25 protein-coding genes are annotated in these 23,555 nt (G+C 39.8%); 12 read left to right on the top strand and 13 right to left on the bottom strand.

Annotated features, from left to right (window positions below):
• The first annotated feature begins 24 nt into the window (after window positions 1-24).
• Complete coding sequence (locus V7K41_RS01555; protein ID WP_334845407.1) at window positions 25-846, top strand: Uma2 family endonuclease; 822 nt, start codon at window positions 25-27, stop codon at window positions 844-846.
• A 221-nt stretch (window positions 847-1,067) separates the two neighbouring features.
• Here V7K41_RS01555 and V7K41_RS01550 read toward each other — a convergent pair whose 3' ends face one another.
• Window positions 1,068-1,277 (bottom strand): DUF3368 domain-containing protein, encoded by a 210-nt coding sequence (locus tag V7K41_RS01550; protein WP_334845406.1) that lies wholly within the window; start codon window positions 1,275-1,277, stop codon window positions 1,068-1,070.
• 3 nt (window positions 1,278-1,280) lie between these two features.
• The gene (locus tag V7K41_RS01545) at window positions 1,281-1,559 is read right to left on the bottom strand and encodes a hypothetical protein (RefSeq protein ID WP_334845405.1); all 279 of its coding nucleotides are present in this window, start codon (window positions 1,557-1,559) and stop codon (window positions 1,281-1,283) included.
• Window positions 1,560-2,186: 627 nt separating this feature from the next.
• On the opposite strand from V7K41_RS01545, the gene V7K41_RS01540 reads away from it, so the two are divergent.
• Entirely contained in the window at window positions 2,187-2,582 is a 396-nt protein-coding gene (locus V7K41_RS01540) for a hypothetical protein (protein WP_334845404.1), read from the top strand.
• Between the two features lie 134 nt (window positions 2,583-2,716).
• Here V7K41_RS01540 and V7K41_RS01535 read toward each other — a convergent pair whose 3' ends face one another.
• The 3 genes from V7K41_RS01535 to V7K41_RS01525 form a co-directional block, all read right to left on the bottom strand.
• A complete protein-coding gene (locus V7K41_RS01535; RefSeq protein ID WP_334845403.1) occupies window positions 2,717-3,745 on the bottom strand; it encodes an aldo/keto reductase in 1,029 nt (342 codons plus the stop codon).
• Between the two features lie 111 nt (window positions 3,746-3,856).
• Window positions 3,857-4,381 (bottom strand): hypothetical protein, encoded by a 525-nt coding sequence (locus V7K41_RS01530; RefSeq protein ID WP_334845402.1) that lies wholly within the window; start codon window positions 4,379-4,381, stop codon window positions 3,857-3,859.
• A gap of 311 nt (window positions 4,382-4,692) precedes the next feature.
• The gene (locus V7K41_RS01525) at window positions 4,693-4,998 is read right to left on the bottom strand and encodes an RNA recognition motif domain-containing protein (RefSeq protein ID WP_104905435.1); all 306 of its coding nucleotides are present in this window, start codon (window positions 4,996-4,998) and stop codon (window positions 4,693-4,695) included.
• A gap of 403 nt (window positions 4,999-5,401) precedes the next feature.
• On the opposite strand from V7K41_RS01525, the gene ilvA reads away from it, so the two are divergent.
• Window positions 5,402-6,913 carry a threonine ammonia-lyase, biosynthetic gene (gene ilvA / locus V7K41_RS01520; RefSeq protein WP_334845401.1) on the top strand — a complete coding sequence of 504 codons (1,512 nt, stop codon included), beginning with the start codon at window positions 5,402-5,404 and terminating at the stop codon, window positions 6,911-6,913.
• 122 nt (window positions 6,914-7,035) lie between these two features.
• On the opposite strand, the gene V7K41_RS01515 is transcribed toward ilvA, so the two are convergent.
• The 3 genes from V7K41_RS01515 to V7K41_RS01505 form a co-directional block, all read right to left on the bottom strand.
• A complete protein-coding gene (locus V7K41_RS01515; RefSeq protein ID WP_334845400.1) occupies window positions 7,036-8,073 on the bottom strand; it encodes a hypothetical protein in 1,038 nt (345 codons plus the stop codon).
• Window positions 8,074-8,083: 10 nt separating this feature from the next.
• Window positions 8,084-8,329: a hypothetical protein gene (locus V7K41_RS01510; protein ID WP_334845399.1), complete on the bottom strand. Its 246-nt coding sequence runs from the start codon at window positions 8,327-8,329 to the stop codon at window positions 8,084-8,086.
• 600 nt (window positions 8,330-8,929) lie between these two features.
• Window positions 8,930-10,387 (bottom strand): TonB family protein, encoded by a 1,458-nt coding sequence (locus V7K41_RS01505; RefSeq protein ID WP_334845398.1) that lies wholly within the window; start codon window positions 10,385-10,387, stop codon window positions 8,930-8,932.
• Between the two features lie 353 nt (window positions 10,388-10,740).
• On the opposite strand from V7K41_RS01505, the gene V7K41_RS01500 reads away from it, so the two are divergent.
• From V7K41_RS01500 to V7K41_RS01490, 3 genes are all read left to right on the top strand, one after another.
• On the top strand, window positions 10,741-11,409 hold the full coding sequence (locus tag V7K41_RS01500) for a MotA/TolQ/ExbB proton channel family protein (RefSeq protein ID WP_334845397.1): 669 nt from the start codon (window positions 10,741-10,743) through the stop codon (window positions 11,407-11,409).
• Complete coding sequence (locus V7K41_RS01495; protein WP_334845396.1) at window positions 11,396-11,800, top strand: ExbD/TolR family protein; 405 nt, start codon at window positions 11,396-11,398, stop codon at window positions 11,798-11,800. Before V7K41_RS01500 ends, V7K41_RS01495 begins: the two co-directional genes overlap by 14 nt.
• 361 nt (window positions 11,801-12,161) lie before the next feature.
• On the top strand, window positions 12,162-14,084 hold the full coding sequence (locus V7K41_RS01490) for a hypothetical protein (protein ID WP_334845395.1): 1,923 nt from the start codon (window positions 12,162-12,164) through the stop codon (window positions 14,082-14,084).
• A 2-nt stretch (window positions 14,085-14,086) separates the two neighbouring features.
• Here V7K41_RS01490 and V7K41_RS01485 read toward each other — a convergent pair whose 3' ends face one another.
• The 3 genes from V7K41_RS01485 to V7K41_RS01475 form a co-directional block, all read right to left on the bottom strand.
• Window positions 14,087-14,674 (bottom strand): Uma2 family endonuclease, encoded by a 588-nt coding sequence (locus V7K41_RS01485; RefSeq protein ID WP_334845394.1) that lies wholly within the window; start codon window positions 14,672-14,674, stop codon window positions 14,087-14,089.
• A 79-nt stretch (window positions 14,675-14,753) separates the two neighbouring features.
• Window positions 14,754-15,458: an ImmA/IrrE family metallo-endopeptidase gene (locus tag V7K41_RS01480; protein ID WP_334845393.1), complete on the bottom strand. Its 705-nt coding sequence runs from the start codon at window positions 15,456-15,458 to the stop codon at window positions 14,754-14,756.
• 8 nt (window positions 15,459-15,466) lie between these two features.
• A complete protein-coding gene (locus V7K41_RS01475) occupies window positions 15,467-15,919 on the bottom strand; it encodes a helix-turn-helix domain-containing protein (RefSeq protein WP_334845392.1) in 453 nt (150 codons plus the stop codon).
• A gap of 80 nt (window positions 15,920-15,999) precedes the next feature.
• On the opposite strand from V7K41_RS01475, the gene V7K41_RS01470 reads away from it, so the two are divergent.
• From V7K41_RS01470 to V7K41_RS01455, 4 genes are all read left to right on the top strand, one after another.
• The gene (locus tag V7K41_RS01470; protein ID WP_334845391.1) at window positions 16,000-16,203 is read left to right on the top strand and encodes a hypothetical protein; all 204 of its coding nucleotides are present in this window, start codon (window positions 16,000-16,002) and stop codon (window positions 16,201-16,203) included.
• A gap of 37 nt (window positions 16,204-16,240) precedes the next feature.
• On the top strand, window positions 16,241-17,062 hold the full coding sequence (locus V7K41_RS01465) for a PD-(D/E)XK nuclease family protein (RefSeq protein WP_334845390.1): 822 nt from the start codon (window positions 16,241-16,243) through the stop codon (window positions 17,060-17,062).
• Window positions 17,059-19,329: a Piwi domain-containing protein gene (locus V7K41_RS01460; RefSeq protein ID WP_334845389.1), complete on the top strand. Its 2,271-nt coding sequence runs from the start codon at window positions 17,059-17,061 to the stop codon at window positions 19,327-19,329. Before V7K41_RS01465 ends, V7K41_RS01460 begins: the two co-directional genes overlap by 4 nt.
• 138 nt (window positions 19,330-19,467) lie before the next feature.
• The gene (locus tag V7K41_RS01455) at window positions 19,468-19,923 is read left to right on the top strand and encodes a nuclear transport factor 2 family protein (protein WP_334845388.1); all 456 of its coding nucleotides are present in this window, start codon (window positions 19,468-19,470) and stop codon (window positions 19,921-19,923) included.
• 409 nt (window positions 19,924-20,332) lie between these two features.
• On the opposite strand, the gene V7K41_RS01450 is transcribed toward V7K41_RS01455, so the two are convergent.
• Window positions 20,333-21,025 (bottom strand): hypothetical protein, encoded by a 693-nt coding sequence (locus tag V7K41_RS01450; protein ID WP_334845387.1) that lies wholly within the window; start codon window positions 21,023-21,025, stop codon window positions 20,333-20,335.
• 373 nt (window positions 21,026-21,398) lie between these two features.
• On the bottom strand, window positions 21,399-22,361 hold the full coding sequence (locus V7K41_RS01445) for an orange carotenoid protein N-terminal domain-containing protein (RefSeq protein ID WP_334845386.1): 963 nt from the start codon (window positions 22,359-22,361) through the stop codon (window positions 21,399-21,401).
• 585 nt (window positions 22,362-22,946) lie between these two features.
• On the opposite strand from V7K41_RS01445, the gene V7K41_RS01440 reads away from it, so the two are divergent.
• Together V7K41_RS01440 and V7K41_RS01435 are read left to right on the top strand one after the other, a co-directional pair.
• A complete protein-coding gene (locus V7K41_RS01440; RefSeq protein ID WP_334845385.1) occupies window positions 22,947-23,159 on the top strand; it encodes a high light inducible protein in 213 nt (70 codons plus the stop codon).
• 69 nt (window positions 23,160-23,228) lie between these two features.
• Window positions 23,229-23,492 carry a hypothetical protein gene (locus tag V7K41_RS01435; protein WP_334845384.1) on the top strand — a complete coding sequence of 88 codons (264 nt, stop codon included), beginning with the start codon at window positions 23,229-23,231 and terminating at the stop codon, window positions 23,490-23,492.
• Window positions 23,493-23,555 lie beyond the last annotated feature (63 nt).

Below are 23,555 nucleotides of genomic sequence, written 5' to 3'. Positions count from 1 at the left end.
CGCTTACCCAAAAGGTGAAAAGCTATGTCAGAAACTAACCTAGCTGCACCAGATATTCAACTTCCACCCACCCAAGCAGAATTACCAGATGATGACGGTATTCCGATGGAAAGTCCACGACACAAAGCCCAGATGGATTTGCTGATCGATGCTCTGATACCTTGGTTGGAAGAACGAGAGGATGGATTTATCGGCGGTAATATGTTTGTTTACTACAGTCTGGCCCAGGTGCGAAACAAAGACTTTAAAGGGCCAGACTTTTTTGCTGTGTTGGGAGTCCCCAAAGGAGAACGTCGCAGTTGGGTGGTTTGGGAAGAGGGGAAAACACCAGATGTAGTTATTGAGTTGCTTTCTGACAGCACAGCCCAAGCAGACAAAAATGAGAAAAAGCTGATTTATCAAAATCAAATGCGTGTGCCAGAATATTTCTGGTATGACCCTTTTAACCCTAATGATTTGGCTGGTTTCTGTATTGAAAAAGGAGCTTATCAACCGATTGCAGTAAACCCTCAAAATCAGTTGGTGAGTCAATCTTTAGGGTTAGCATTGCAGTTATGGCAGGAAAATTATAAAGGTATTGATGCTACTTGGTTACGCTGGGCAAATTTGGCAGGAGAATTACTGCTAACTCCTGAAGAAAAGGAACGTCAAAGGGCAGAACATGAAAGCCAAAGGACAGAACAAGAACGCCAAAGGACAGAACAAGAACGCCAAAGGGCAGACAAGGCAGAATTACAGTTATTGCAAACTGCACGCAACTTACTTGAATCTGGGATGACAGTAGAACAGGTAGCGAGGTTAACAGGTTTGAATGTATCTGAGATAGACACTCAAAAAGATGTATGATTTGTGGAATTTGTTTAAGCGATCGCTCCACCAACGCAATCATACAAGCGATCGCTAATCAATATCAATCCTGTTCTAAAATCCTGATATTAGTTCTTAGTGAGGGCTTCAGCCCTCATTTGAGGACTAAAGTCCTCATTTGAGGACTTTAGTCCTCACTACATATTGATAAAAGAAAAGCGATCGCAAACAAACACCTAATTTTGGCTATTTTTTGCTCATTAGTCTATTAATTCTCCTGCTTGTCGTAAGACTTGTTCATAAAGACTGCGGCTCACCCAATATTGAGCAGTATTAATCATGGCATCTAGTAGGGGTTGTACTTGTGTAATTATCTTTCTATTTTTTGCTAATAAGAGAATACCTAAAGTACCAATTGCTTGTAATCCCAAATTTTGAGCTACTTGGCGTGCTTCACGTTCATCTAGCAAAATTTATCGTTCTCCAGTTTCTAGTGCTAAAGCAATTGCTTCGCGTTCACCTTTATCTAATTCTGACGGTATATTGAGTGTTATTGTTGAAACTGAGACAACTTGCAGCCATCTGTCAGCGATCGCTTGTAATACAAATTCCGATGCTGGAAAACCTGCAACAGTCGTTTCATTATAGACAGCTTGGGGAATAACAATTTGCCTAAATGCAGCCTGCAAGATATCAAGGCGATTAATAGCTGCAAAATTTATCAAAGGCGTAGCGTTACAAACAACGGTCACAATCTCTAAAAACCTGCTTCAATTATCTCAATATCTTGAGCTAGCACAGTATTGATTGAGCAGCGATCGCCGCAGTTTCAAGTATCATAATCCTGCCTTGACTATGTGTATTTTATTTACTTATTAACACATCACTTTTGTTCTAAATTCCGCAGCTAAGTTAAAAAAACCTAGATTTAACCCAGTGTTACAGATTTTGCACAATTCAGCATTACTTGCTCAATTCATTGCTTGTGATATCTAGGTGTTTGGAATTGAAACCATTTGCCGTTACTAACATTGCCACTAACATCGCGCTTTAAATTACTAAAATAACTAGTTTAGTTACCACCACGACAATTTTTGTTACAAACATGATTAATTTTGTTACAATGTTACAAATTTAGTTACTAAAATAACCAGTTTAGTTACCACCACGACGATTTTTGTTACAAACATGATTAATTTCATTACAATGTTACAAATTTAGTTACTACCACGACGATTTTCATTACAAACATCATATTTTTCGTTGATATTGCGGAGTCTATCGTTACACTCGATACCAATATATGTGGATTTTACCCAACCAAAATTAGGCTTTAGTAGGGCAAGCTAGCTCTAGAACACAATAAAAAGAACATAATTATGTCTCGGCAAAAGCGTACATATCGCGTTCTAGAAAAAGCTGAATTGAGAATCTCTGGACTTAAAGCAATTGATCCGAGCATGGATTTTGGCGATGCTCGCAATGTGCAAAATCTCACACAAATAATTCAGCAGTACCGTAGCAAAATAGATGCTTATAATACCACTTTGGCTGTAATTGACTCTTACAAAAGTGAGATGGAAGAGTTGGAAAAAACTTTGAGCGACTTGACTGAAAAAATGCTCCTGGGAGTTGCTTTTAAGTACGGCAAAGACAGCTATGAATATGAGATGGCGGGTGGTGTTCGCAAAAGCGATCGCGTCCGCAGAAGCTTAGTCAATCGCTTAAAAGCTAGTACAGATGAAGTCTCTAATAATAATACCCAAACTGCATAAGCTCATCAATAGACTCCTAACAAAAGTCTTGATTTGACAGCGCTTTTCAAATAATTGAACTGCACCATTCCCATATCAGTCGTGGTCAAAACACCTGTTTGCGATGATTCATATTCTAATTCAGCGACCTTGAATCACTTAGTTTGAAAGATATTTTGTACCATTTTTTTGTCTGTATTCGCCGCCGCCTGATCTAACTCTGCAATCTCACCAGCGTCTAATTGCCAACCCAAGGCCCCAAGATTCTCCTTTGCTTGTTCCACGCTCTTTGCTCCAGGGATGGGAATAGTTCCTTTACAGATGCACCAATTAATTGCTACCTGTGACATAGTTTTGTTTCTGAACTGTGCCACCTCTCGCAAACATTCTAAAAGCGATTTGCTAGCAGAAGCCGCTTCTCTAGGAGACGCTGCGCGAACGCCTCTACGCATTCCTGATAACATTTGCTTAAATAACAGACCTCGAATGCCTTTAGGCAAAGGGCCTTGCTCAGAGTACTTTCCTGTCAGTAGTCCCAAAGCTAGAGGGCTGTAGGCAATCAATTTAATGTCCAACTGGTCGCAAAGGTCTTTGAGCTTGAGTTGAGTGACAGGATATGTAGACAATAGAGAATATTGAACTTGCAGAGTTGTAATCGGAACACCTCGTTGAGCGAATTTTTTCTGCACTCGCTGAAGCCGTTTCGGCCCATAATTAGATAATCCCACTCCCTTGACCAGCCTTTGCTCATACAAATCGGCAAGACCATCTAAAAGTCCTTCCTCTTGCCAAGGAGCATAGTTTGCTGTTGACCAGTGCATCTGTACCAAATCGACATTTTTTCCTAGACGTTGGGCAGATGACTGGTAAGCCTTTACCATTGATTGACGTGTCCATCTCCACGGGTAAGCAGCAAGCTTAGTCGCAATACAAATATTTTCTTTGCCTGAACCTAGATATTCTCGGTTGAATTGTCCCAGAAGTGACTCACTGCGACCATTCAATCTTCCAGTTCCGTAAGAATCACCTGTATCAAATAAAGTTACACCGTTGCTTACACAAAGGTTAAAGACCGCTTGCAACTGCTCATCCATACTTTCGTCATATCCCCAAAGCAGTTGGTTGCCCCAGGCCCAAGTGCCGCAGCCCATGCTTGGGAGTGAGAGTTTTTGGAGAGTCTGCATCTTTGCTATTTGTAGATTGCCTTATTAATTATCAGGCATATATAGCAGTCCGAAATCATTCGTGAAAATTTCAGATAGTTATAACCACCCTGTAGTCTTGATTCATTAATTTCAACTTGACAGACTACTATTAGGGAATATGGTCGGATTTGCCAAGAGCCAAGCTTTTTCAGTCCAAGCGTTATTAAATAACCCGACCTCTGGCACTTTTAATTCAAATGAATGGGGTGGTGATTCTAGCAACAAGGGCGAACCTTTATCATGGGCCTCAACTAAGTTAACTATCCAGGGAAGAAAGTCTAAAATTTCTTTTGGTAGTACAGTTAACTCGAAATCCCACAACAAATTCAGACCTCGGCAGACTTGTCCTTTTCTGGTCACTGTCACTCTACCAGCACTTTTGTTAATAGCCACTCGCAGAATGAATGGGCGGAATGGGACAAATTCATCGGGTGCTGTATAAGCGTATACATTTATATAGTTTAGTCTCTGCCTACGATCCATCCAAGATGCGATCGGTGAATTACTACTATAAGATGTACCAGTTACGATCACCGGCATATTCATAGCAGTAGCAAAGTTAGAGTAGAACTTATGCCTTAGTTCGTTAACAATATGTTTAGCTTCTGGGTTCATGGTTGCTACACCTATTACATAAAACGATACCTGCGGTAAGCTACCCTAACGCATGGCTTCATAAGAATTATTTCCTAAAACCTCCTGCATCCTGCCCTCTGACTTGAAAGTGCTGAGTGCTGTTAGCGGAAGCGGGGCGTTTAGCCCGTACTGAGTGCTGAGTCAAAATACCAGTCCCCAGTCATTCTTTCATCCAAGGCTTTTGAAACTTGTTTCATCGGGACTGCCTTTCTTCGTTTAACCGAAGCACAAAAAAGGCAGACCCTTTGTCTGCCCTCAAGACCTTAGAGTTAAATTTTTGGTTTTAGACCTTAATAACGGCCACCACCACCACCGCCATAGTTTCCTCGTCTACCACCAGAGGAACCGCCGTCTGTCTTGGGCTTGGCTTTATTAACTTTTAAGCTTCGACCCATCCATTCAGCATTATCAAGGGCATCAATTGCCGCTTGTTCTTGGGCGTCTGATTCCAATTCCACAAAGCCGAAACCTCTCATCCGACCTGTTTCTCGGTCGATAGGCAATTGAACATTTTTTACAGTTCCATATTCTGCAAAGACTTGCCGGAGGTCATCTTCTTTAACCTCATAAGATAGATTACCGACGTAAATTGACATAGAATGTCTCCAGAATCAGAGGATGTAGAGATTTAGATCCGGAGAGGTCTGTAATACAAGTATATATAAAAACAAACTGTACAGCCGAATTTCATCTTCCACGTATACTTTAACATAAATGGAGAAGTTATGTTCTTAAATAAGACTATACTTAATCTGTCGATCTAAGTACTCAGATAGTTGGCAAAACTAGTTTCAAATCAACCTACCAGCGATCGCATGAAATTTGCAGTTATCAAAAAATTTCCATAACTGAACTTATTTCTCTTCAAAAAGTATTAATTAGTAATTTTTAAATTTTGTTCAATCAAAATTTTCACAGAGAGCAATTCAATAAAAGCAGTGCGATCGCTTGTAACGTAAAATTAATTTCCATCCAGCATTTGCTAACAGCTTGACGCCCATGTTTTGCGACTACCTCATCCAAATCCTGACTGCCCGTGTATATGATGTTGCCCAGGAAACACCACTGGAGTCTGCTCCAAATCTGTCTGCGCGGCTGAATAATCAACTCCTGTTGAAACGTGAGGATATGCAGTCAGTATTTTCCTTTAAACTGCGGGGTGCTTATAACAAAATGGTGCAACTACCGCCAGATATATTGGTACAAGGTGTAATTGCCGCGTCTGCGGGGAACCATGCTCAAGGAGTCGCCCTTGCAGCCAATCGTTTGGGAACCAAAGCGATTATCGTCATGCCAATAACCACACCCCAAGTGAAGGTAGATGCGGTGAGAATGAGGGGCGGAGCAGTGGTGTTACATGGAAACACTTATGATGATGCTTATAGCTATGCGCGTGAATTAGAAGTAGAAAAAGGATTGACTTTTATTCATCCCTTTGACGATCCCCATGTAATTGCTGGACAGGGAACAATCGGGATGGAAATTTTACGGCAATATCAACAACCCATCCATGCAATTTTTGTGGCAATTGGAGGAGGCGGATTAATTTCTGGGATTGGGGCTTATGTAAAACGGTTGCGTCCCGAAATCAAGATTATTGGTGTTGAACCAGTAGATGCTGATGCAATGTCTCAATCACTCAAAGCCGGACATCGGGTACGCTTGTCCCAAGTGGGGTTATTTGCTGATGGCGTGGCGGTGCGGGAAGTAGGTGAAGAAACCTTCCGTTTATGTCAGCAGTATGTAGATGAAATTATTTTGGTGGGTACAGACGATACTTGTGCTGCGATTAAAGACGTGTTTGAGGATACACGATCGATTTTAGAACCAGCTGGTGCATTAGCGATCGCAGCTGCCAAAGCCTACGCCGAAAGAGAACAAATCGAGGGACAAACCTTAATTGCTGTCGCCTGTGGTGCAAACATGAATTTCGATCGCCTCCGCTTTGTAGCAGAACGCGCAGAGTTGGGCGAACGTCGCGAAGCAATCTTTGCAGTCACAATTCCAGAGCAACGGGGAAGTATTCGCCAGTTTTGTGAATGTATTGGCAACCGTAATCTTACAGAGTTTAATTATCGCATTGCCGACGAAAAAACAGCCCATATTTTTGTCGGTGTGCAAATTCAAAACCGTGCTGATGCTGTCAAGATGGTAGAAACCTTTGAAGCTCATGGATTTGAAACCCTTGATTTAACGGATGACGAGCTAACTAAACTACATCTGCGGCACATGGTGGGTGGACACTCTCCCCTAGCTAACAATGAATTGCTCTACCGTTTTGAGTTTCCCGAACGTCCCGGCGCATTGATGAAGTTTGTTACTTCCATGAGTCCCGACTGGAATATTAGTCTTTTTCACTACCGCAATAACGGTGCAGACTACGGACGAATCGTTGTCGGTATCCAGGTTCCCCCCCACGAGATGGAAGAGTGGCAAGCTTTTCTCGATCGCTTGGGCTATCGCTATTGGGATGAGAATAAGAATCCGGCATACAAGCTGTTTTTGGGATAGGTGGGGAAGAGGCAGGGGGCAGGGGAGCAGGGAGCAGAGGCGAAAGAGGTAATGTAATTTTAATTCTCCCCCTGCCCGTCTGCTCCCTGCCCCTCTGCCTCTTCCAATGCCCTATGCCCAATTTAACGAGAACTCCCCTTCAATATCAGATTTGAGTCCCAAGTATAGAAGCCGATTTGATTAGGAACCCTAGCGAATCTACCTGTCCGATAGCCTCTAGATAGTTCATTTAATACCTTATTTTTGATCTCTCTAATTTGCTGAGAATCTAGTTCTCCATAAATTCCGGCGATGACTTCAGCAACACTGAAAACTTTACCTGGATTTTGTTTTAACAGAGAGGTGAGGGCATCAATTAAGAATTGGCCCTCAAAAGCTTTGAGCATCGGTACTGTTTTTGTCGGGGGAACGAAAGGCTTCTTATTTTTGTTCTTGATACTCCTAGAAGCACCATTGCGATTACTTGGAGCTACTAAACTTAAATCCAGAGTATAACAACCTGGCTCATCGGGAATAGTTACCCAGTAATTCCTTTCTCTGCCTTGGGTGAGGGAAGATTGCACCCTACCTTTAACTACTTTGAATAGATGGGAATCTAACTCTCCATAAAGCGATCGCACGATAAAATCGATATGACAAACAGTACCTATCTGTTCTTGCAATAGCTGTTTTATGGCTTCCATTCGCGAGATAGCGTGCTGATACTGAGGTAGCATCGGGATTTCCACTACCTTCGTTAAACTATCGTTGTTCTCTGGGACGGTCTTTGGATCTGTTGATGTCGTTAGAGATTGACTCTCTGTTGTATCAACAGCAGAAAAGGAATTATTTATCTCAACTCGATCTGAGTCTTTTTGTACTGACTCTAAAGACTCCACCAAGTTGATTTCCTCGATGTCATCAAGGGGTGATAAAAACCGCAAAGAACCTTCTGGAGAAAGATTTGAGGTTTCATCAGTCGTCGTTAATCTTGATATCTGCTTGTTGGCATCAGAAAAAGACCAGTTAGACAGCAACGCTTCTACATGATCGAGCTGCGATCGCGCCTGCACAAAGAGGCGTTCATACTCTTCTGTGAGGCGAGCATAATAGTCTCGTAATTCCAACAATGGTGAGAAAAAGGTTTCTGGAGGCGGTTCTAATTGTCCATTTTGAGTCATAGGGCTTTAATCAATTTAAATCGATGTCACTTTTATAAGACATAGCTCTGGGTTTTGCTTTGTGAGATCCTGGCTGGGATTTCTTAGGCGGTTGGGGAGGGCGACATCTCTCACAATATAAAGGTCGAGGGCCGAAAGTCTCACGTTTTGTCAGATCGTTACACTCTTTACAGACAAACTGGAAAACACGAGTATGAATCTGTCTTTTGTGCGCCCTGACAGTATATTCCCTAACATCAATGAATTTACTTGCCATAATCAGGAATTGTGAATTGCCGTCGGATCAATGTCTTATCAATATAGCTATTCAAGCAAATCAAACCGCATCAGTGTGTGTTTATGTAGAAGTTTTATTGAAATCAGTGAATCTGACGCCTAGCGTAAAGTGCAGATGAGCAAATTGAAAGTTAGCCATTGACTATATCTTTCAGCATATAATTGGCGATCCGCAAACACTACTATCATTCTTTAGACGCAGCGATTTACATGGCCCTCATCAGAAAAGTTGGTAGGGGATAAGTGCAGGATTATTCACTTCCACTACTATTGACTGGCAAATCAAGCGATCGCCAGCCGATCTAATCGCCCATCATAAAATTACCGCACTCCTAACCCCTCTTCTTCATGCTAGATGGGTAATGGTTAACCAAGCCATTTCTACCTAAAAAACAACCGCCTCCTAAAAACAGGAGGCGGCGATCGTTGTTAATCAAAGTATGATTTTAATAAGTTTTATCCCTCTACTAGTAGTATGTCAAGTCAACTTCACTGGGTCAATAAGTTCGTAATTAGGACTTGAATCCTTTGTTAAGCGCTCAAGCGCTGATTACTAACCCATCAATTTCAACTTGACAGACTACTGCTGACTGGGAGCAGCAGGTTGTGATTGAGGTTGTTGGCGTAAACGGCGTAAAGAGTCCCGCAATTTATTCTGGCTAGTGTTATCTCTTCGCCGCCGATTTGTAGTTGCTTGTGGCTTTTGTGATGAATCGGTAGCCGCTCGCTCACGTCGGATGCGGCGTAAGGACTCTGTTGCAGTTCCTTGAGTGCGAGTTGTCCTAGCTCCAGATGATGAGCTAGCAGGACTTTCCGTTCTTTGAGGTTCCAGTCGCCGACTAAATCCAGATATTGCTGGTCTTGTGGCTCTAGCTTCATTAGATGAGGGTGGTGTCAACTCTCGTCGTCTACGTCTTGGATTTTCCTGTGTGGAGTTAGCAGCTGCTGTCTGCTGGGTTCTCTCTTCTGCTTGTCTTTGTGCTTGCCGTTCTTGAACTTGGCGCGATCGCCGTGAACCTTTTATGGCAAAATCAGTGGCGATAGTTACTCCTTGTCTACCACCTTCTGAGGGTTTTAATTTCCAACTACGTGCTTGTCTGGCGTAATCTTCATCTAATTCGCGGTTTCCACTGGAGCTAGTCAGCCGCACGTTGGTAACATTACCTTCTTTATCAGTATCAACTTTTACTTCTGGTCTGCCTTCGATGCCTCGCCGTCTTGCTCCCTCTGGATACTTGACGTTGCATTCGTGGCAGGCTGCACGACCATTAGCATTACCTGAGCTGTTAATTTTTGGAGGTGTTGGTGCTATTGGTGCTGTTGCTACTGTCGGACGGTTTCCTACTCCATTGCCTATACCACTGCCAGAGCCAGAGCCAATTCCTGAACCTATACCACTGCCGGAGCCAGACCCAATTCCTGAGCCTATACCACTGCCAGAGCCAGAACCAATACCAGAACCTGTACCACTGCCGGAGCCAGAGCCAATTCCTGAACCTGAACCTGTACCTGAACCTGTACTTAAAGCAACGCCAGAGCCAGAACTACCATTACCTGTAAGGACTGGACTACCACCGCCGCCACCGCCGCCACCGCCGCCACCACTTTGAGGAGCAACAGTTGTCACTGGGACTTGTGGCTTGGGAGCAATTTCCCTATTTGCTGGTTGTGGGTTTTGAGTAGTTTGTTTTGGTTGTTGTTGAACTGGCTGAATTTTTGGTCTTTCAATCAATTCTGGTACTGGTTTTTGTACTGGTGGAGTTTCTCTAGACTGTTTTTGAACAACTTCTGGTTCTTTTTTGGGTTCTTCTGGAATTTTTTCAAGTGGTTTTTCTGGTTCCGCAGTCGGAGCATCAACGATCGCCACCTCTATTGGTTCTTCTTCTCCCGTGGGCACTCTCGCCAAATAATTACCTATGCCTGAAGACAGTACGCCGATATGCAGCGCCAGTGAACCTATTAGACTGTAAGTCAGAAAAGACTTGAGAGCCTCAACTTCTTTGGAACGTTGCTCGACAGTAGTGCCGGAAAAGCTCATAGCTATTGCTACCTATTCTCACTAACTTAGTTATCTTAGAATGCATGGTTGCAAATATCAAGTAAAAAATTAAAATTATTTTGGGCAGTGTTATAAACAGCATACTTAATAAAAAAAACATCTTTGTTTGAAATATACTGTTGATTATGACGATTTCTAGATAAAATTAATTTTTATGTGATGCGTAAATTAAATTAATTTATGTAAAACAAAAAAAGATTAAATAAAAATAATCAGAATTAGGTTTGAAAAAATTACCATTATATTTTAAACTTTCTTGAGAAAAAGTTTCATTTTTACGCTTGATTCTGGTAGTCTGATTTTGTATTGTTGATGACGTTTAGAGGCACTACATGGGAATTCAGAATTTGTTTGAAGCAGGCGGTGTGGTCATGTTGCCCCTGCTGGCGTTTTCGGTGTTGGCAGGAGCACTAATGATTGAGCGGGCGAAGTTTTGGATACAGATTGGTAAGCGTCAAAACCGGGTGGTGCGAGAGGTTTTAAATCTTTATCGACTTGATAATGTCGTTAGTGCTGTGGATAAGCTGCAAAAAAACGTAGATTTACCTATAGCACGCATTTTTCTGGCTGGACTACAGCTAGAAAGACCGACTCCAGAAAAATTTCGTTTGGCTTTGAAAAGCGAGGCGCAAGCAGAAATCCCTATGCTCAAGCGATTTCAACCTGTATTTGACACGATTATCGGTTTAGCGCCTCTGTTGGGACTTCTCGGCACAATTTTAGGATTAATTCGCTCATTTGCTGGACTGAATGTTGGTGATGTCGGAGCTACTAAAACTGGTGCAGTCACTGCTGGTATTAGTGAAGCTTTAGTTGCTACTGCTTCAGGATTGATTGTGGCTATCTTCGTGCTTTTAGGAGCCAGCATCTTCCGGGGACTGTACCAGCGACAGATAACAATGATTCAAGAGTACGGCGGACAGCTAGAAATACTGTTCCTCGATCGCTATGAACAACTCGATCGCTACGAACAACAGGAGAAGTCTTATGGATCTAGATGAGAATGAACCAGATTTACAACCATTTATAAATGTAGTACCTCTGATTGATGTAATGTTTGCCCTTTTGACATTTTTTATTATGTCAACGCTGTTTTTAACACGATCGGAAGGGTTGCCAGTAAATCTACCGAAGGCAGCCACGGCGAAGGAACAGCAAATTCCCACTAAAGTTACCATCACAGTAGATGAAAAAGGTCAGGTAAGCCTAAATCGCGATCCAATAGCAGTTAATGATTTAGCAGCGCGAGTGCGGACTTTAGTTGGTTCTAACCCAGATACATTGGTGATTATTAATGCCGATCAAAAAGTTTTGCACGGTGAGATAGTGGGGATAATGGATCAAGTACGTCAGGTGAAGGGTGCAAGGCTAGCGATCGCTACCCAAAGATAAGTCGCTACCCAAAGAGAATAAAAAGATATATTGGGCGTCAAAAGTTCAAAGAGTCAGGAAAATTCTATATTCTGACTCCTATCTCCTTCTTGTCTAATAGACATCTCCAGAAATTCATTATGCGTTGCCCAAAATTCTTGTTATACACAATTAATTAATTTTGCCTACCTGATTTTCACCAGATGTTTAATTCTAACGGGAGTAACTTTTATTAGTGTAGGTTTTGCCAAGGTTAAGTTTCAGCCGAATGCTTCCATTCTAGTATCTACAATCACGACATAATCCAAACTGACTTGATAAATTGCTAATTACACGAACAAAATAAGGCATAGCAAATTTATACAAGCAGGTAGATTATCTGATGACTATTCCAGAGTCAATTAAAAAATTCATTACATGGATACAAGGTTTTGACCATCATGTTTTACGAAATGAAGATGATGTAAAAGAAAAGTTGATTTTGCCAATGTTTCACTATCTCTGCTATCCAGAGATATGTCATCGTGAATACTCTTTGAAAACATATCAATCAGAAACCTACGCCAAGAATCCAAAAATTGCTCAGATTTATTTTGCAACAGATGATGTTAAGAAACAGAATACAAATACATCACTGATTTTTGTGGAAGCGATAGAACCGCAAAAAACTAAGTTAAATGAGGCTATTGAACAAGCTAAATTTTATAGTAATCATTTTAAAACACTATTTTTTATTGTCACTAATGGATATGAAATCAAGGTTTTTCAGTGTCTGCATTACAATCAAGAAGAATTAGTATTTGATCTAAATATAGATACCTTAAAAAATAACGATGTCGCCTCAAAATTTTATAATAAACTCAATTTTGATTTAGTTAAAAATCTCGATAAAAATACAGCCAGTATTTTGAAATATACTAAATGTAACTTAATAGAAAACTTAATCGTACGCAATCCAGATTTACAGCAATGTGATTTTGAGCCTTCTATAACGCGAGAAGACTGCCACTTAGTTGTTGTGAAACCAAAAGTAGCGATCGCCTGTAATTTACCCAAACTTTTTGGAGAAGGTAATTGTCAAATAGAGTTTAGTAGTATTCTTCTTAGAGGACTAAAAATTAACTTAAATCATCAAGATATTTTAGGTCAATTAATGACAGGATTGCACACCCAGCCGGATTGGGGTTGTCGCCGTTTTTTAAAACAGATAAATAAAGATAACTTTACAGTAAATTTTGGTCAAACAACAGTCATTTTATCAAAACTAGAAGCAACAGACTTGTGTTTATGTATTGATGAAATTTGTCAAGAATATCAAAACTTAATAATTGAATTTGAGAATACTCTAGAAACATGGGATTTTGAATTTGTAAAGTTCTCAGAAGTTCGCGGTTTTATCCTTTTATCTGTAAGACAAGAATTATGGAAGTCAATGCAGCAGTTTGCTAATGAATTTGATTATACGAAAGGCAAGTCAGAATGGCATCTATTTCATAGAGAAAATATATCAATCCGAATAAGTCGAGGAATTCGCGATCATACATTTATCTTCCCCAAATTCGACAGTAATTTCTCTTTATTACCTAGCAATAAAGTTAACATAATCTACAAAATAAATAATATTAATTTACAATCTATTAAAACAGCTAAATTTAGCTTATGGCAGCAAGATATTGGAGTACGAGGAACTTGGACAGCTAGATATACCAAACAGTGGTTATTAGATAAATATATTCCCAAAGTTATTAATTACTACTCAAAAAACTCTCAACTATCTGAAGCTGAATTGTTAGCAAAAATAACAAGTTGCAGAAGCGAACGTGCGCTGATTAAAGAAATTGATAATGTCACAGATTTAGTTCCTTATCTTCACGACATACAATCTTGGTTACATATATATGTGGAAAATATTGTTGCTTCGTTATTGAAACCATATTACCAAGCCTATACAAATTTAGTGCGTAATACAGATTCTTCCATAACAGGCATAGACTATATTTTCGGAAATTTACGGAAAGTAGAGTGGAAAAATACGCAAGAAGAAAATTATAACAATTCCACAGACTGGAAAAACTTGACTTTTAAATATGCTATAGATTTATTAGATCGACAGATAGTAAGGATAAATAATAGTGAATACGAAAATAGTTTCAAGGCAGATTTAATCACTCGGATATTTATTTGGATTATAGAAAATGGGAAAATCTCTTTTTCACAAGCTCAGTTAAATGCTGCTAAACAGGCTTTACTACCACTTTGGGAACAGAGTCGCTTTGAAATGCGCTATATTTATCCTAATCAATAAAACTACATAATCTGCTGTAAATCCAATACAAACCCAGGTAGTACACTTTCTCCTGGTAAACTAGCAGGATTGTCTAATACCTCTACATCTTTACCTGGACGATAAATTTCCATTCGTTTGTTTTTGCGGTCAATTAACCAGCCTAATTGAGTACCATTTTCGATATACTCCTGCATTTTCTCTTGCAATTCTTTCAAGGAATCAGTACGAGAACGCAACTCAACTACAAAATCAGGACAAATCGGGGCAAATTTTTCTTGTTGTTCTGGGGTTAAAGCATTCCACCGCTCAATTTTTACCCAAGAAGCATCAGGAGAACGTTCTGCACCATTAGGTAGGGTGAAGCCAGTTGAAGAGTCAAAAACTTCGCCTAAACTATTCTTAGAGTTCCAAATATCTAATTGAGTGGTAATTTTAACATTACGTCTGCCAGTGTCACTACCTGTAGGTGGCATAATTAATATTTCCCCTGATGCTGTGCGCTCAAATCTATAATTACTATTTTTCTGACACATTTGGAAAAATTGCTCATCGCTCAAGTCAATTTTCAATTTGAGTGTAGAAGGGAAAGTGGTTGTAGTGGCGTTCATAGGCTATTCTGAGCATCTTACTTTCTAGTGTAGTGCTGTGCGAAGTGCGATCGCATGATGAGAGGATGGCGATCGCACTTTACCTATTAAATAAATTTGTCTGCCTATTCGGTGCAGCTTTACCAGGATAGATTTGCTTAGAACCCTTGGGAATGTAAATCCAGCCAAGGCTTTGTAAGCGGTTAGTTAAATTAGATATTGTGACACCAAGGTGTTCTCTCATTGCATAAAGGTGATTCCAATTAGTTAAATCACGTCCTCTTTGCACTTCTTCTAATTTAAAGAGTGGCATGAGAAAGCAACTTGCAAAATACTGGGCTTGCCATTCAATTCCTTGCTGAGTATTAACACTACGGCATAAAAATGGTTCTACAGTTTTTTCAATACCCATTTCTTGGAGTTCTAAAAACCTTGAAACCTTATTTTGATCAACATGAAGTATCCAGTGTCCAATCTCGTGAGCTATTGATGACTCTTCAAATCCTTGAGGTAGGTCACGATGATTTTCATTCATTATAATCTTACGTTCGGTGGGTAAAATCATAGCTGCAATCGCTCCTTGCTCATCAGCAGGTATTTCCCCACAATCCATATCCAATCCTAGAGCTTCCGCCATATAACCAGCATCAATTGGCCATTTGAGAGGACGCTGACGCTTTGCTTGCACAGACATGAGAACGTCTGTTGCTCGACGCTCAATGTCATCTTTGGGAATGAAGCGATACGGCTTAATAACTTTTAACTCTGATTCATCTTTGGAAATGAAAGAATACTGTTTGTTCACCGTTAACTCTACTTCTCCTCATCTTCTGATTTTGTTGTTTCCCTCAGTAATTTGTGAGCGAAGTCAGGCTCATCTCTCATTCGGCGTAATAAAGCAGGCATTTGCTTATACTTCTTGACCAAATCCTCAAAAACTTTTGTGTCATCAGGTGTAATTCGACCAGCAAGATGCCTTAGCTCTTCTTCATTCAAATTTAGGTGAAGGGCTAATTTATGAATTACATCCTCACTAGGAGGATACCCAGCATGATCGTTCTCTAGTTTCGATAGGTAGGTGTAATCCACACCTATCAATTTAGCCATTTCACGCTGACTGAGTTCCTTTTCTTTGCGTGCTGTACGAATAATATGGCCAAAAGTTCTACTCACTTCAGTGTTCCCAAAATTTCCTGAGCTATCTTGACAAACTTGATTAAATTGGTCAACATGGTCATTGTGTGCAACAATCTCAGTATAACTCATCGCATGGGTTATGCGATCGCAAATTCTCAGTTTTTTTGAGCTTTAAATTATACCTACCTAAAATAGGAGTACTCAATTTTATGAAACAACAAGTTGCAACTTCTGAACAATTGTCCTTTTCTGTTGGTAGACCTCTACCAGTTCTGCTTGAAGAAATTCAAAAATCAAGCCACAATCCACAACTCAGAAAGGCTGCGGAACAGATGCTAGAAGGCTTGCGTACCTTGGAAATGGCAACCGAGATTGGTGTATATACAGCAATCTACGAAATCCTGACCAAGTAAAACTTTTTTCTCTGCTAAATTCTGGGACTTGACATCAATGAGCCAAAATTGGCTACCATTTGCCAGCTACAACCTATGGTTGCAGTATTCTCCACCCATAGGGAAAGAACACTTACACTGTGACATGAAACGAGGTTTTACAAAAGCGCGATCGCAAGAACCTGCGGTTGCAGCAATTTTGGCAAGTGATAGCACTCCTGTGCGAATTGGACTATTAGCACAAAGGGGGGTTTATGAATTTCATCAAAACTCCCCGATGTTACATCAAGAAGACGCTGTAGAACAAATGATAGAGATTCTGGAATTGCGGAAAGAGTCAGATTTAGTTCAGCAGCGAGTACTACAAATACTGACAAACTACCAGCAAAATCCAATTCTTGCTGAGAAGAAAATTATTCAACTTAGCCGAGGTGATGAAGGTTTTCCAAAACCAATTCTGATTAAGCAGGGTAATCAGTCTTTTAACTTCTATGCTGCGATTGACTGCATTTTTGCCGAAGAAGATGATACTTTGCACATTTTAGATTTCAAAACTGGGCACTCTGATTTTGATCGGCGACAAGGATATGTTTACTTACTAGCAGCTAGTTATTTGTATCCCCACCAAAAAGCAGTAGCATCTTTTTATAACTTAGAAAATGGTAAGGGGTCGGAACCTATCAGCGCAACATCTAATACTCTTAAGGCTTTTCAAATAGAACTTGCTCTAATAGCTCAACGACATCAAGAAGATTTGAGACGCTACCGTAAAAATTTTGCTGATTTCAGTCAAATATTTCCCCCAAATCCGGGTGTAAGTTGTCGCTATTGTTCGTTTAACTCAATTTGTGAATTTACTATATCAGAGGTTTCTACATGACTGCTGGTGTACTTCAATCCCCCTCAAAAACTAATATATCCCCAATATTTTTGGCAGAAATATTTTTACTAAATATTCCTCAACCTAACTTAATCTGCTTTCGACTGACTCCCAGAGTCGATACTGAAATAGGAAATCGCTTAAGTTGGCGGTTTAGTCAGAAATTTCCTGATATTATAGTCATTTTTGCAGATAGCAATTTCTGGGTTTTAGGTAAACCCGATCAACCAATACCAAGTTTAGATGAATGGCGAAAAGGTTTAACAGAAATTCAAGAGGACTTGAAAAAAGATATTGGCGATCGTTATTATTCAATCCAATGGGTAAGCCAAGCACAGATATCTGCTAATATCCTTTCTGAACTAGCTATAAGAATATTAAAAATTAGACGACCATTTTCATATTTTCCTATTCTATTTAACAATGTTGAAGTCAGGCGAGAAGCAAAAGTTTGGGAAGAAACAATTGAAATTAACAATATTTCACACCCAGCTATTGCTATAACCGTTCGTAGTTCTTTTGTTTTTAAAGGAAAATTGTCTGAATTCTACGAAAATCATCCTTATAGACAAAATTCAAAAGATTTATTAATTGGTTTAAATGTTCGAGATATTGAAAAGAATAGTTCAGCTACTATTGTAGATATTGAAGGAACAGTTGGTGAGCGTGAAGAAGAATTACTCAACTATAAGCCCGCATCAACCAGTGAAATCGCTATTCGTGAAGCACCTAGAGATCAACCTGTTGTAGTTGTGCAGTTTGGTAAGAATAAAATACGGTATCCTTATGCAATGGCTGCTCTTGCTCCCTGTATTACAGAAGATACTGCCAAACGATTTGATGTAAACTATGGGGATTTACTCAAAGAAGCTAAGATTCCTTATCAAGAGCGGCAAAATAGTTTGGCTTCATATAAAAAAGAAGCTGCACTAGCTCTAAGTATTTATGGATTTGTGTTATCAGAAACCTGTATTAATAGTGGAAAAAGCGGAAATTGCTCTGAATTATTTTTACCACTAAAATTTAAGCTTGAAGATACTCAACTTCTATTTGGAAAGCAGAAGTCCGATCAAAACTTTATAAGTAGGAGAGGAGATGTCCTTAAAGGACTATCACAAGGAGGCGTTTATCGTCGTCAATCTCAATATGAAGATAAAGCAACACCAATTCGCATTACAGCTTTGAAGCTTTGTGATTTTAAGGTAGATCCTTTTATTAGGGAAGTTCAGCAACGTCTAAAACGCTATGGGTTTGAAAGCCTAATTGTTCATCGAGTTGGTGTATCAGTAAGTAGTTCAAGTGTCTCTGATGATAGAGAAAAAGTTGAACACGCTATTAATGAATTAATGGCAATTCCTACTGATATTGTTTTGACATTTCTACCTCAGAGCGATCGCCATGCTGATAATAGTGATGATGGTAGCTTTTATTCTTTTATTTCTTCACGTTTACTTCGGCGAGAAATGGCTAGTCAAGTAATTTATGAAGAGACATTAAAAAACACCAGTAATTATGGGAATATCCTTCATCAGGTAATTCCAGGAATTCTTGCAAAGTTAGGAAATTTACCCTTTATTTTAGCTGATCCTTTAGAAATTGCTGATTATTTTATTGGCTTTGATGTTTCCCGGATTTCTAAAAAGAAAGGATTTGGAAGTAGAAATGTTTGTGCGAGTGTACGTCTCTATGACAAGCGAGGGGAGTTTATTCGTTACCGACAAGAAGATGCTTTAACCGAGGGTGAAACAATTGATAAACGAACATTAGAGAGGTTTCTACCATCTGCTGAATTAAGACAAAAAATTGTACTAATTTATCGTGATGGACGTTTTTGTGGTGATGAAATAAAGAATTTAAGAGAAAGAGCAAAAGTTATTGGTTCAAAGTTTATTTTGGTGGAGTGTGTAAAATCTCAGATTCCACGACTATATAAATTTCAGCAATCTGTAGTGACAGCACCAACTAAAGGGTTAGCTCTTCGCTTATCACCGTATGAAGTACTTTTAGTCACTACTGAAGTTAAGTCTGAGAAAATGGGTTTACCTTATCCTCTGCGTTTAAAGGTTATTCCCGATCCTGAACACGAACAGCAAGTATCAATTGAAAGTTTAATAGAAGCTACACTTAAACTGACATTACTACATCACGGGGCGTTGAAAGAACCTCGCTTGCCCGTCCCATTATACGGTTCTGACAAAATAGCTTATCGGCGGTTACAAGGAATTGCTCCAGGGACAGTGGAAGGCGATCGCCAGTTTTGGCTGTAGAATTAACATCAACGCTACAGACATTCTACATCCAATAAAAACCTGACTTTTTGCAGGAGCGATCGCAATGCAAACAACTTCTGGTTAAATGTTACTAATCCTCTATAGCTTGATACTTTAGAAGGTAGAAAAATCTAGATGCTTTGGTTATATCAATGGCTAGTGTTAGGAACTATATTTGTTAGCTTAACTTTTAGCACACCTTTATTTGCCAGTCAGTCTATGAACCAACAAGATATCCAGATATTAATAGAAAAAGCTAAAGATGCATGGGTTGCTCAAGATGTCGATGCTCTTGCACAATTGTTTACGGTTGATGGAGAACTAATCGTGCCTGGTCAGCACTGGCGGGGGCAAGAAAGAATTCGACAAGAAGTTACCCATTTTAAACAACAGTATTCAGATGTCAAAATAGACATCCAACGGATTATCGTTGGAGCAAATCAGGCAGCAGTAGAGTGGCACTACGAAGATACAGAAAATGCGACAGGTCGTCGTAATAAAGCTGATGACGTAATTGTCGTAGATTTCAGTCATGGTCAAATTAGTCGTTGGCGTGAATATTTTGACACACAAACGCCAGCTAACAGATAGTTGCACTAGTATGGATATTCCAATATCCTTAGTTCATTTTGTACTAAGGATGTTGGAGTGTCATGATTTTGTAATGTAAAAAGCACAAGACGTTTACCACCTCAGACCGCTCTGATGAAGAGTTTAATCTTCCCTTGGTGATAATGAAGTGGAGGAAGCGACAAAAACTCCACACCGTCAACGCATTTAATTTACACTGTTCAAACATCTGCGGTCGCTCTCCTTCGATGTTCAATACTGGGTCACAGCGGTATAACACCCATACAGTGCTCTTTGTTTTCATAAACTAGAATAGCTAACAGTTGGGTGAAAAACTCTCTCTCCAAAGTATAAACACTAGCTAGCCAAGAGATATAGTTATATTGTTTATACAAACTTGTCTAAAGTAAGATTTTAATTCTTTATAACTTTAGCTACTCATTTTACGTCGTTGGGACTGTATTTGGTTAAACTGCTTTTGTTGTGGTGTTAATTGGTTGTAATCACTTGAAGATTGCATATCCCATTGTAATTCTGCTAGTAACAGTAAACTAACGGTCATAATTAGCCCCGTTGAGAGAAACTGCATGACACCGCAGTACGGCAAAACTAAAATTCCCAGCAAATGAATAAACCCGATCAGAATAAATGTGCGTGAACGCATTCCTACCCCAGTGCAAAAGTAGCCGATGGCACTTAATCCTAACCACAGTGGACACAGATGCATCAAGACCTCTCCCCATCCCAAAAAAATACTCAGATCGGTCAAGATTAAACCCGTTATGATTAAAATCGCCCAGCTATAAACAACCCAGCATAGCTGTTCTACACTTGCCCAAAACCAAGTTAAACTTACCATACCGACTGCACCAAATAAGGTAAGCACTGACCACAAAATCGCTTGGCTACTCCAGCTAATGGGTAGAAACTGGGCGGTTACGAAAATCCCAGATGAAATTAGTCCCCAGAGAATAAATGCTTGATCGACGCGAGTATAAAACTTTGAAAAGAGGATGAAATTTCCAATTTGGTAGTTTAGACAGACTAGACCTTGAATATCTTGAAAATCTAGCTCTTGCTGTTTTTCACGCAGGAGCGGCTCTGAGGAATTGAAAAAAGTCATTGATAATCTATTACCCTTGGTAGATGAATAAATTATTACTCTATCCAAAGATATATTGTTATTTAAATATAAACAAGTAAAGAATAGTTGAGATGCTTTTGAGCGAGAAAGGTTCTAGAAGTCAATCCTACTTGTTGCAATTTCGTATATTCCAAGACTTTTAAAAACTCAGCACCCACCTTAGAACTATTTAATAATCTTTTACAAGCTCGCCGATGAAATCGGTTGCTTTCGACAGCGATCGCAGGATAAAGATACCAAAGAAGCCGTTATCAGTTTCTTTTGCTTAAGCATGGCGAGGTAGTGATGTCTACAACGGGCTACGCCTACAGACATCACTCATCCACGCTTAAGCAGGGACTAACCTAGTACTCTATTTACGTACTAAATTGAGCAGTTCTTTAGGAGAAGCAAGCAAGTCAATCGCTACAAAGAAAATTTTGCCTTGAGGATCTATTAAAAACCGCCATGCAATATTCATCCCCAGGCTGGCACCGAACCAAGGGGTTTGGACTTTGCCTGTAACTTTAACTTGTGTATAGCCATCTTCTACTGGCTCAGATATACCGCGCTCTGGTATCATCTTCAATCCCTGGCATTCTTCACGCATATAAGCGCGGATTGCATCTTGACCAACAATTGGTCTTTCAAAGGGAGGTTGCAATGCACCTTCGGAGGTAAACAGAGAAACCGCAGCTTCAAAGTCATTGGCATTCATGTTGTTGATATAGCCCAGCACTGTAGGATTGTTGATGCCTTCAATGGTGACTTTAGTCCGAAACGCCAGTGCAGTGGGAGGAGACACCGGCTCTGAGACTTTTTTGTAACTACCGGGAGCGTTCGGGTCAAATCCCATGTTGAGTACGGTATTGCGTAGGATGGTGATTTGTTGACCTGAATCAGCATTGCGGATGGCTTGCAACACGTCGGCAGCTTTAGGAGAAAGCTTGTAGCCTTCTGGGATCGGAGCAACGATTCCCTGGGCCATCCATTCTCCTAACTGATACCAGAAGCCCAACTTGATGTTCACAGTGAAGGATGCATAGGAACGGCAGAGGGGAGTATCAGCACGGTTAGCTAAATCGTACATGACTTGCGTTTGAGCCTCAAAAGGCATCTGCTTAATTTGTTCCATTAAACCTTGTGCGAGGATCATGTTGGCTGCCCCAGGAGCAGCAACCGTAATACTTCTACCCATTTCGGTATAGGCAAACCAGAGTAATGCTAGTTGATCTTCAGCATTGAGCTGAGAGAATGATTCGACAACGGTTGGAACAACATCAGCAATTAGGGTGCCGGGAAAAATACTTTGAGCCGACTGGATGGTAAAAGACATAGCAAAAATTCCAAAAAGAAAATTACAGTTCTATCGAATGTGAAAAATCAAATGTGCAAAGACGCAAGAGAAATGCGTTTAGCTGTTAATAAAGGCACTCAGCAGTTTTTGCATCACTGAACAGCCCATCGTAGACATAGCTCTACTAAAGGCATAGCGATGCTATTGCCGTTGAGTTTGGATACTTGGCAAAGCACATTGCAGGCTCAACTGCATAGTTATTTAGAAAGCCTTAATCAACAGTGGTTTAACGCATTTACGTTAATTTGTATCTTTATGTAAAGAAACATAACAAGTTAGTTACAAATAAGCAATACTTTCTCAGTTATATATAGATAAGTTCTATTTATAATCACAATAAGTTTTTCTGAAGTCAAATTAAATGCAATTGGTGCTTTTGTGTGTATTCACTTCCAAGAGCGTAGGCGTAGCCCGTCGTAGACATCGCCTAGTTCTCGCACAAATCCGAAATACCCTACTTACCTAGTACGGTTCTTACTACTTATATTTCTAAGTCAAGTAGTTGCAAAAAATATTTACAATAATTAATATTTTTTTGCAGACAGCAAAAATAGGGAGTAAAAAATGACAAATAAAGGCTTTACCATTAACGAACGCGGTCAACTTAACAGATTTGCGATTGAACCCAAAGTTTATATTGATGAAACCCCACGGATAGGATTTACCAAATATGCCAAAAAACTCAATGGTCGTTTGGCAATGATTGGTTTTGTTTCACTCATAGCTTTAGAATTTATCACCGGACACGGTTTGATTGGATGGCTAACCAGCCTTTAGAGAAGACACTTTGAGATTTATGAATTTTCTTCACTTGACGAATAAAACAATTTAGAGGCAAACTTATTTATGAAAACTGATTTTGATTATCCCCAAAAGGATTTAATTGGGTCCGTTGTTTTTAGACCTAATTTCAACAACTTTGAGACTATCAATGCAAATCAAGCCTGGTCATTGTTTTTTACTGCCGGTCAAGATGATAAAGGATTAGGACAAGAAATTGAGTTTGGTAGATTTTTCACTAATCTTTTAATTGCCATTGGAGTAACTGGAATTATTTGGGTGATTTACTTCAGCCAATTAGCAGGGTTAGCGCGTCTCAAACCCTATTGACAAAAGGACTTGCCTGATAGGCAATCAAGTTGGAAACAAAGTGGGACTATCCGGGCTAGGGTA

Source organism: Nostoc sp., assembly GCF_036917415.1.
Taxonomy (GTDB): domain Bacteria; phylum Cyanobacteriota; class Cyanobacteriia; order Cyanobacteriales; family Nostocaceae; genus Nostoc.
This window is presented reverse-complemented; position numbering and strand designations above follow the sequence as displayed.

What these genes read in the sequence shown, in the direction of transcription:
- V7K41_RS01555 (WP_334845407.1), top strand. Translation starts at nt 25, where the DNA reads ATGTCAGAAACTAACCTAGCTGCACCAGATATTCAACTTCCACCCACC.
- V7K41_RS01540 (WP_334845404.1), top strand. Translation starts at nt 2,187, where the DNA reads ATGTCTCGGCAAAAGCGTACATATCGCGTTCTAGAAAAAGCTGAATTG.
- V7K41_RS01535 (WP_334845403.1), bottom strand. Translation starts at nt 3,745, where the DNA reads ATGCAGACTCTCCAAAAACTCTCACTCCCAAGCATGGGCTGCGGCACT.
- V7K41_RS01530 (WP_334845402.1), bottom strand. Translation starts at nt 4,381, where the DNA reads ATGAACCCAGAAGCTAAACATATTGTTAACGAACTAAGGCATAAGTTC.
- V7K41_RS01525 (WP_104905435.1), bottom strand. Translation starts at nt 4,998, where the DNA reads ATGTCAATTTACGTCGGTAATCTATCTTATGAGGTTAAAGAAGATGAC.
- ilvA (WP_334845401.1), top strand. Translation starts at nt 5,402, where the DNA reads ATGTTTTGCGACTACCTCATCCAAATCCTGACTGCCCGTGTATATGAT.
- V7K41_RS01515 (WP_334845400.1), bottom strand. Translation starts at nt 8,073, where the DNA reads ATGACTCAAAATGGACAATTAGAACCGCCTCCAGAAACCTTTTTCTCA.
- V7K41_RS01510 (WP_334845399.1), bottom strand. Translation starts at nt 8,329, where the DNA reads ATGGCAAGTAAATTCATTGATGTTAGGGAATATACTGTCAGGGCGCAC.
- V7K41_RS01505 (WP_334845398.1), bottom strand. Translation starts at nt 10,387, where the DNA reads ATGAGCTTTTCCGGCACTACTGTCGAGCAACGTTCCAAAGAAGTTGAG.
- V7K41_RS01500 (WP_334845397.1), top strand. Translation starts at nt 10,741, where the DNA reads ATGGGAATTCAGAATTTGTTTGAAGCAGGCGGTGTGGTCATGTTGCCC.
- V7K41_RS01495 (WP_334845396.1), top strand. Translation starts at nt 11,396, where the DNA reads ATGGATCTAGATGAGAATGAACCAGATTTACAACCATTTATAAATGTA.
- V7K41_RS01490 (WP_334845395.1), top strand. Translation starts at nt 12,162, where the DNA reads ATGACTATTCCAGAGTCAATTAAAAAATTCATTACATGGATACAAGGT.
- V7K41_RS01485 (WP_334845394.1), bottom strand. Translation starts at nt 14,674, where the DNA reads ATGAACGCCACTACAACCACTTTCCCTTCTACACTCAAATTGAAAATT.
- V7K41_RS01475 (WP_334845392.1), bottom strand. Translation starts at nt 15,919, where the DNA reads ATGAGTTATACTGAGATTGTTGCACACAATGACCATGTTGACCAATTT.
- V7K41_RS01470 (WP_334845391.1), top strand. Translation starts at nt 16,000, where the DNA reads ATGAAACAACAAGTTGCAACTTCTGAACAATTGTCCTTTTCTGTTGGT.
- V7K41_RS01465 (WP_334845390.1), top strand. Translation starts at nt 16,241, where the DNA reads ATGAGCCAAAATTGGCTACCATTTGCCAGCTACAACCTATGGTTGCAG.
- V7K41_RS01460 (WP_334845389.1), top strand. Translation starts at nt 17,059, where the DNA reads ATGACTGCTGGTGTACTTCAATCCCCCTCAAAAACTAATATATCCCCA.
- V7K41_RS01455 (WP_334845388.1), top strand. Translation starts at nt 19,468, where the DNA reads ATGCTTTGGTTATATCAATGGCTAGTGTTAGGAACTATATTTGTTAGC.
- V7K41_RS01450 (WP_334845387.1), bottom strand. Translation starts at nt 21,025, where the DNA reads ATGACTTTTTTCAATTCCTCAGAGCCGCTCCTGCGTGAAAAACAGCAA.
- V7K41_RS01445 (WP_334845386.1), bottom strand. Translation starts at nt 22,361, where the DNA reads ATGTCTTTTACCATCCAGTCGGCTCAAAGTATTTTTCCCGGCACCCTA.
- V7K41_RS01440 (WP_334845385.1), top strand. Translation starts at nt 22,947, where the DNA reads ATGACAAATAAAGGCTTTACCATTAACGAACGCGGTCAACTTAACAGA.
- V7K41_RS01435 (WP_334845384.1), top strand. Translation starts at nt 23,229, where the DNA reads ATGAAAACTGATTTTGATTATCCCCAAAAGGATTTAATTGGGTCCGTT.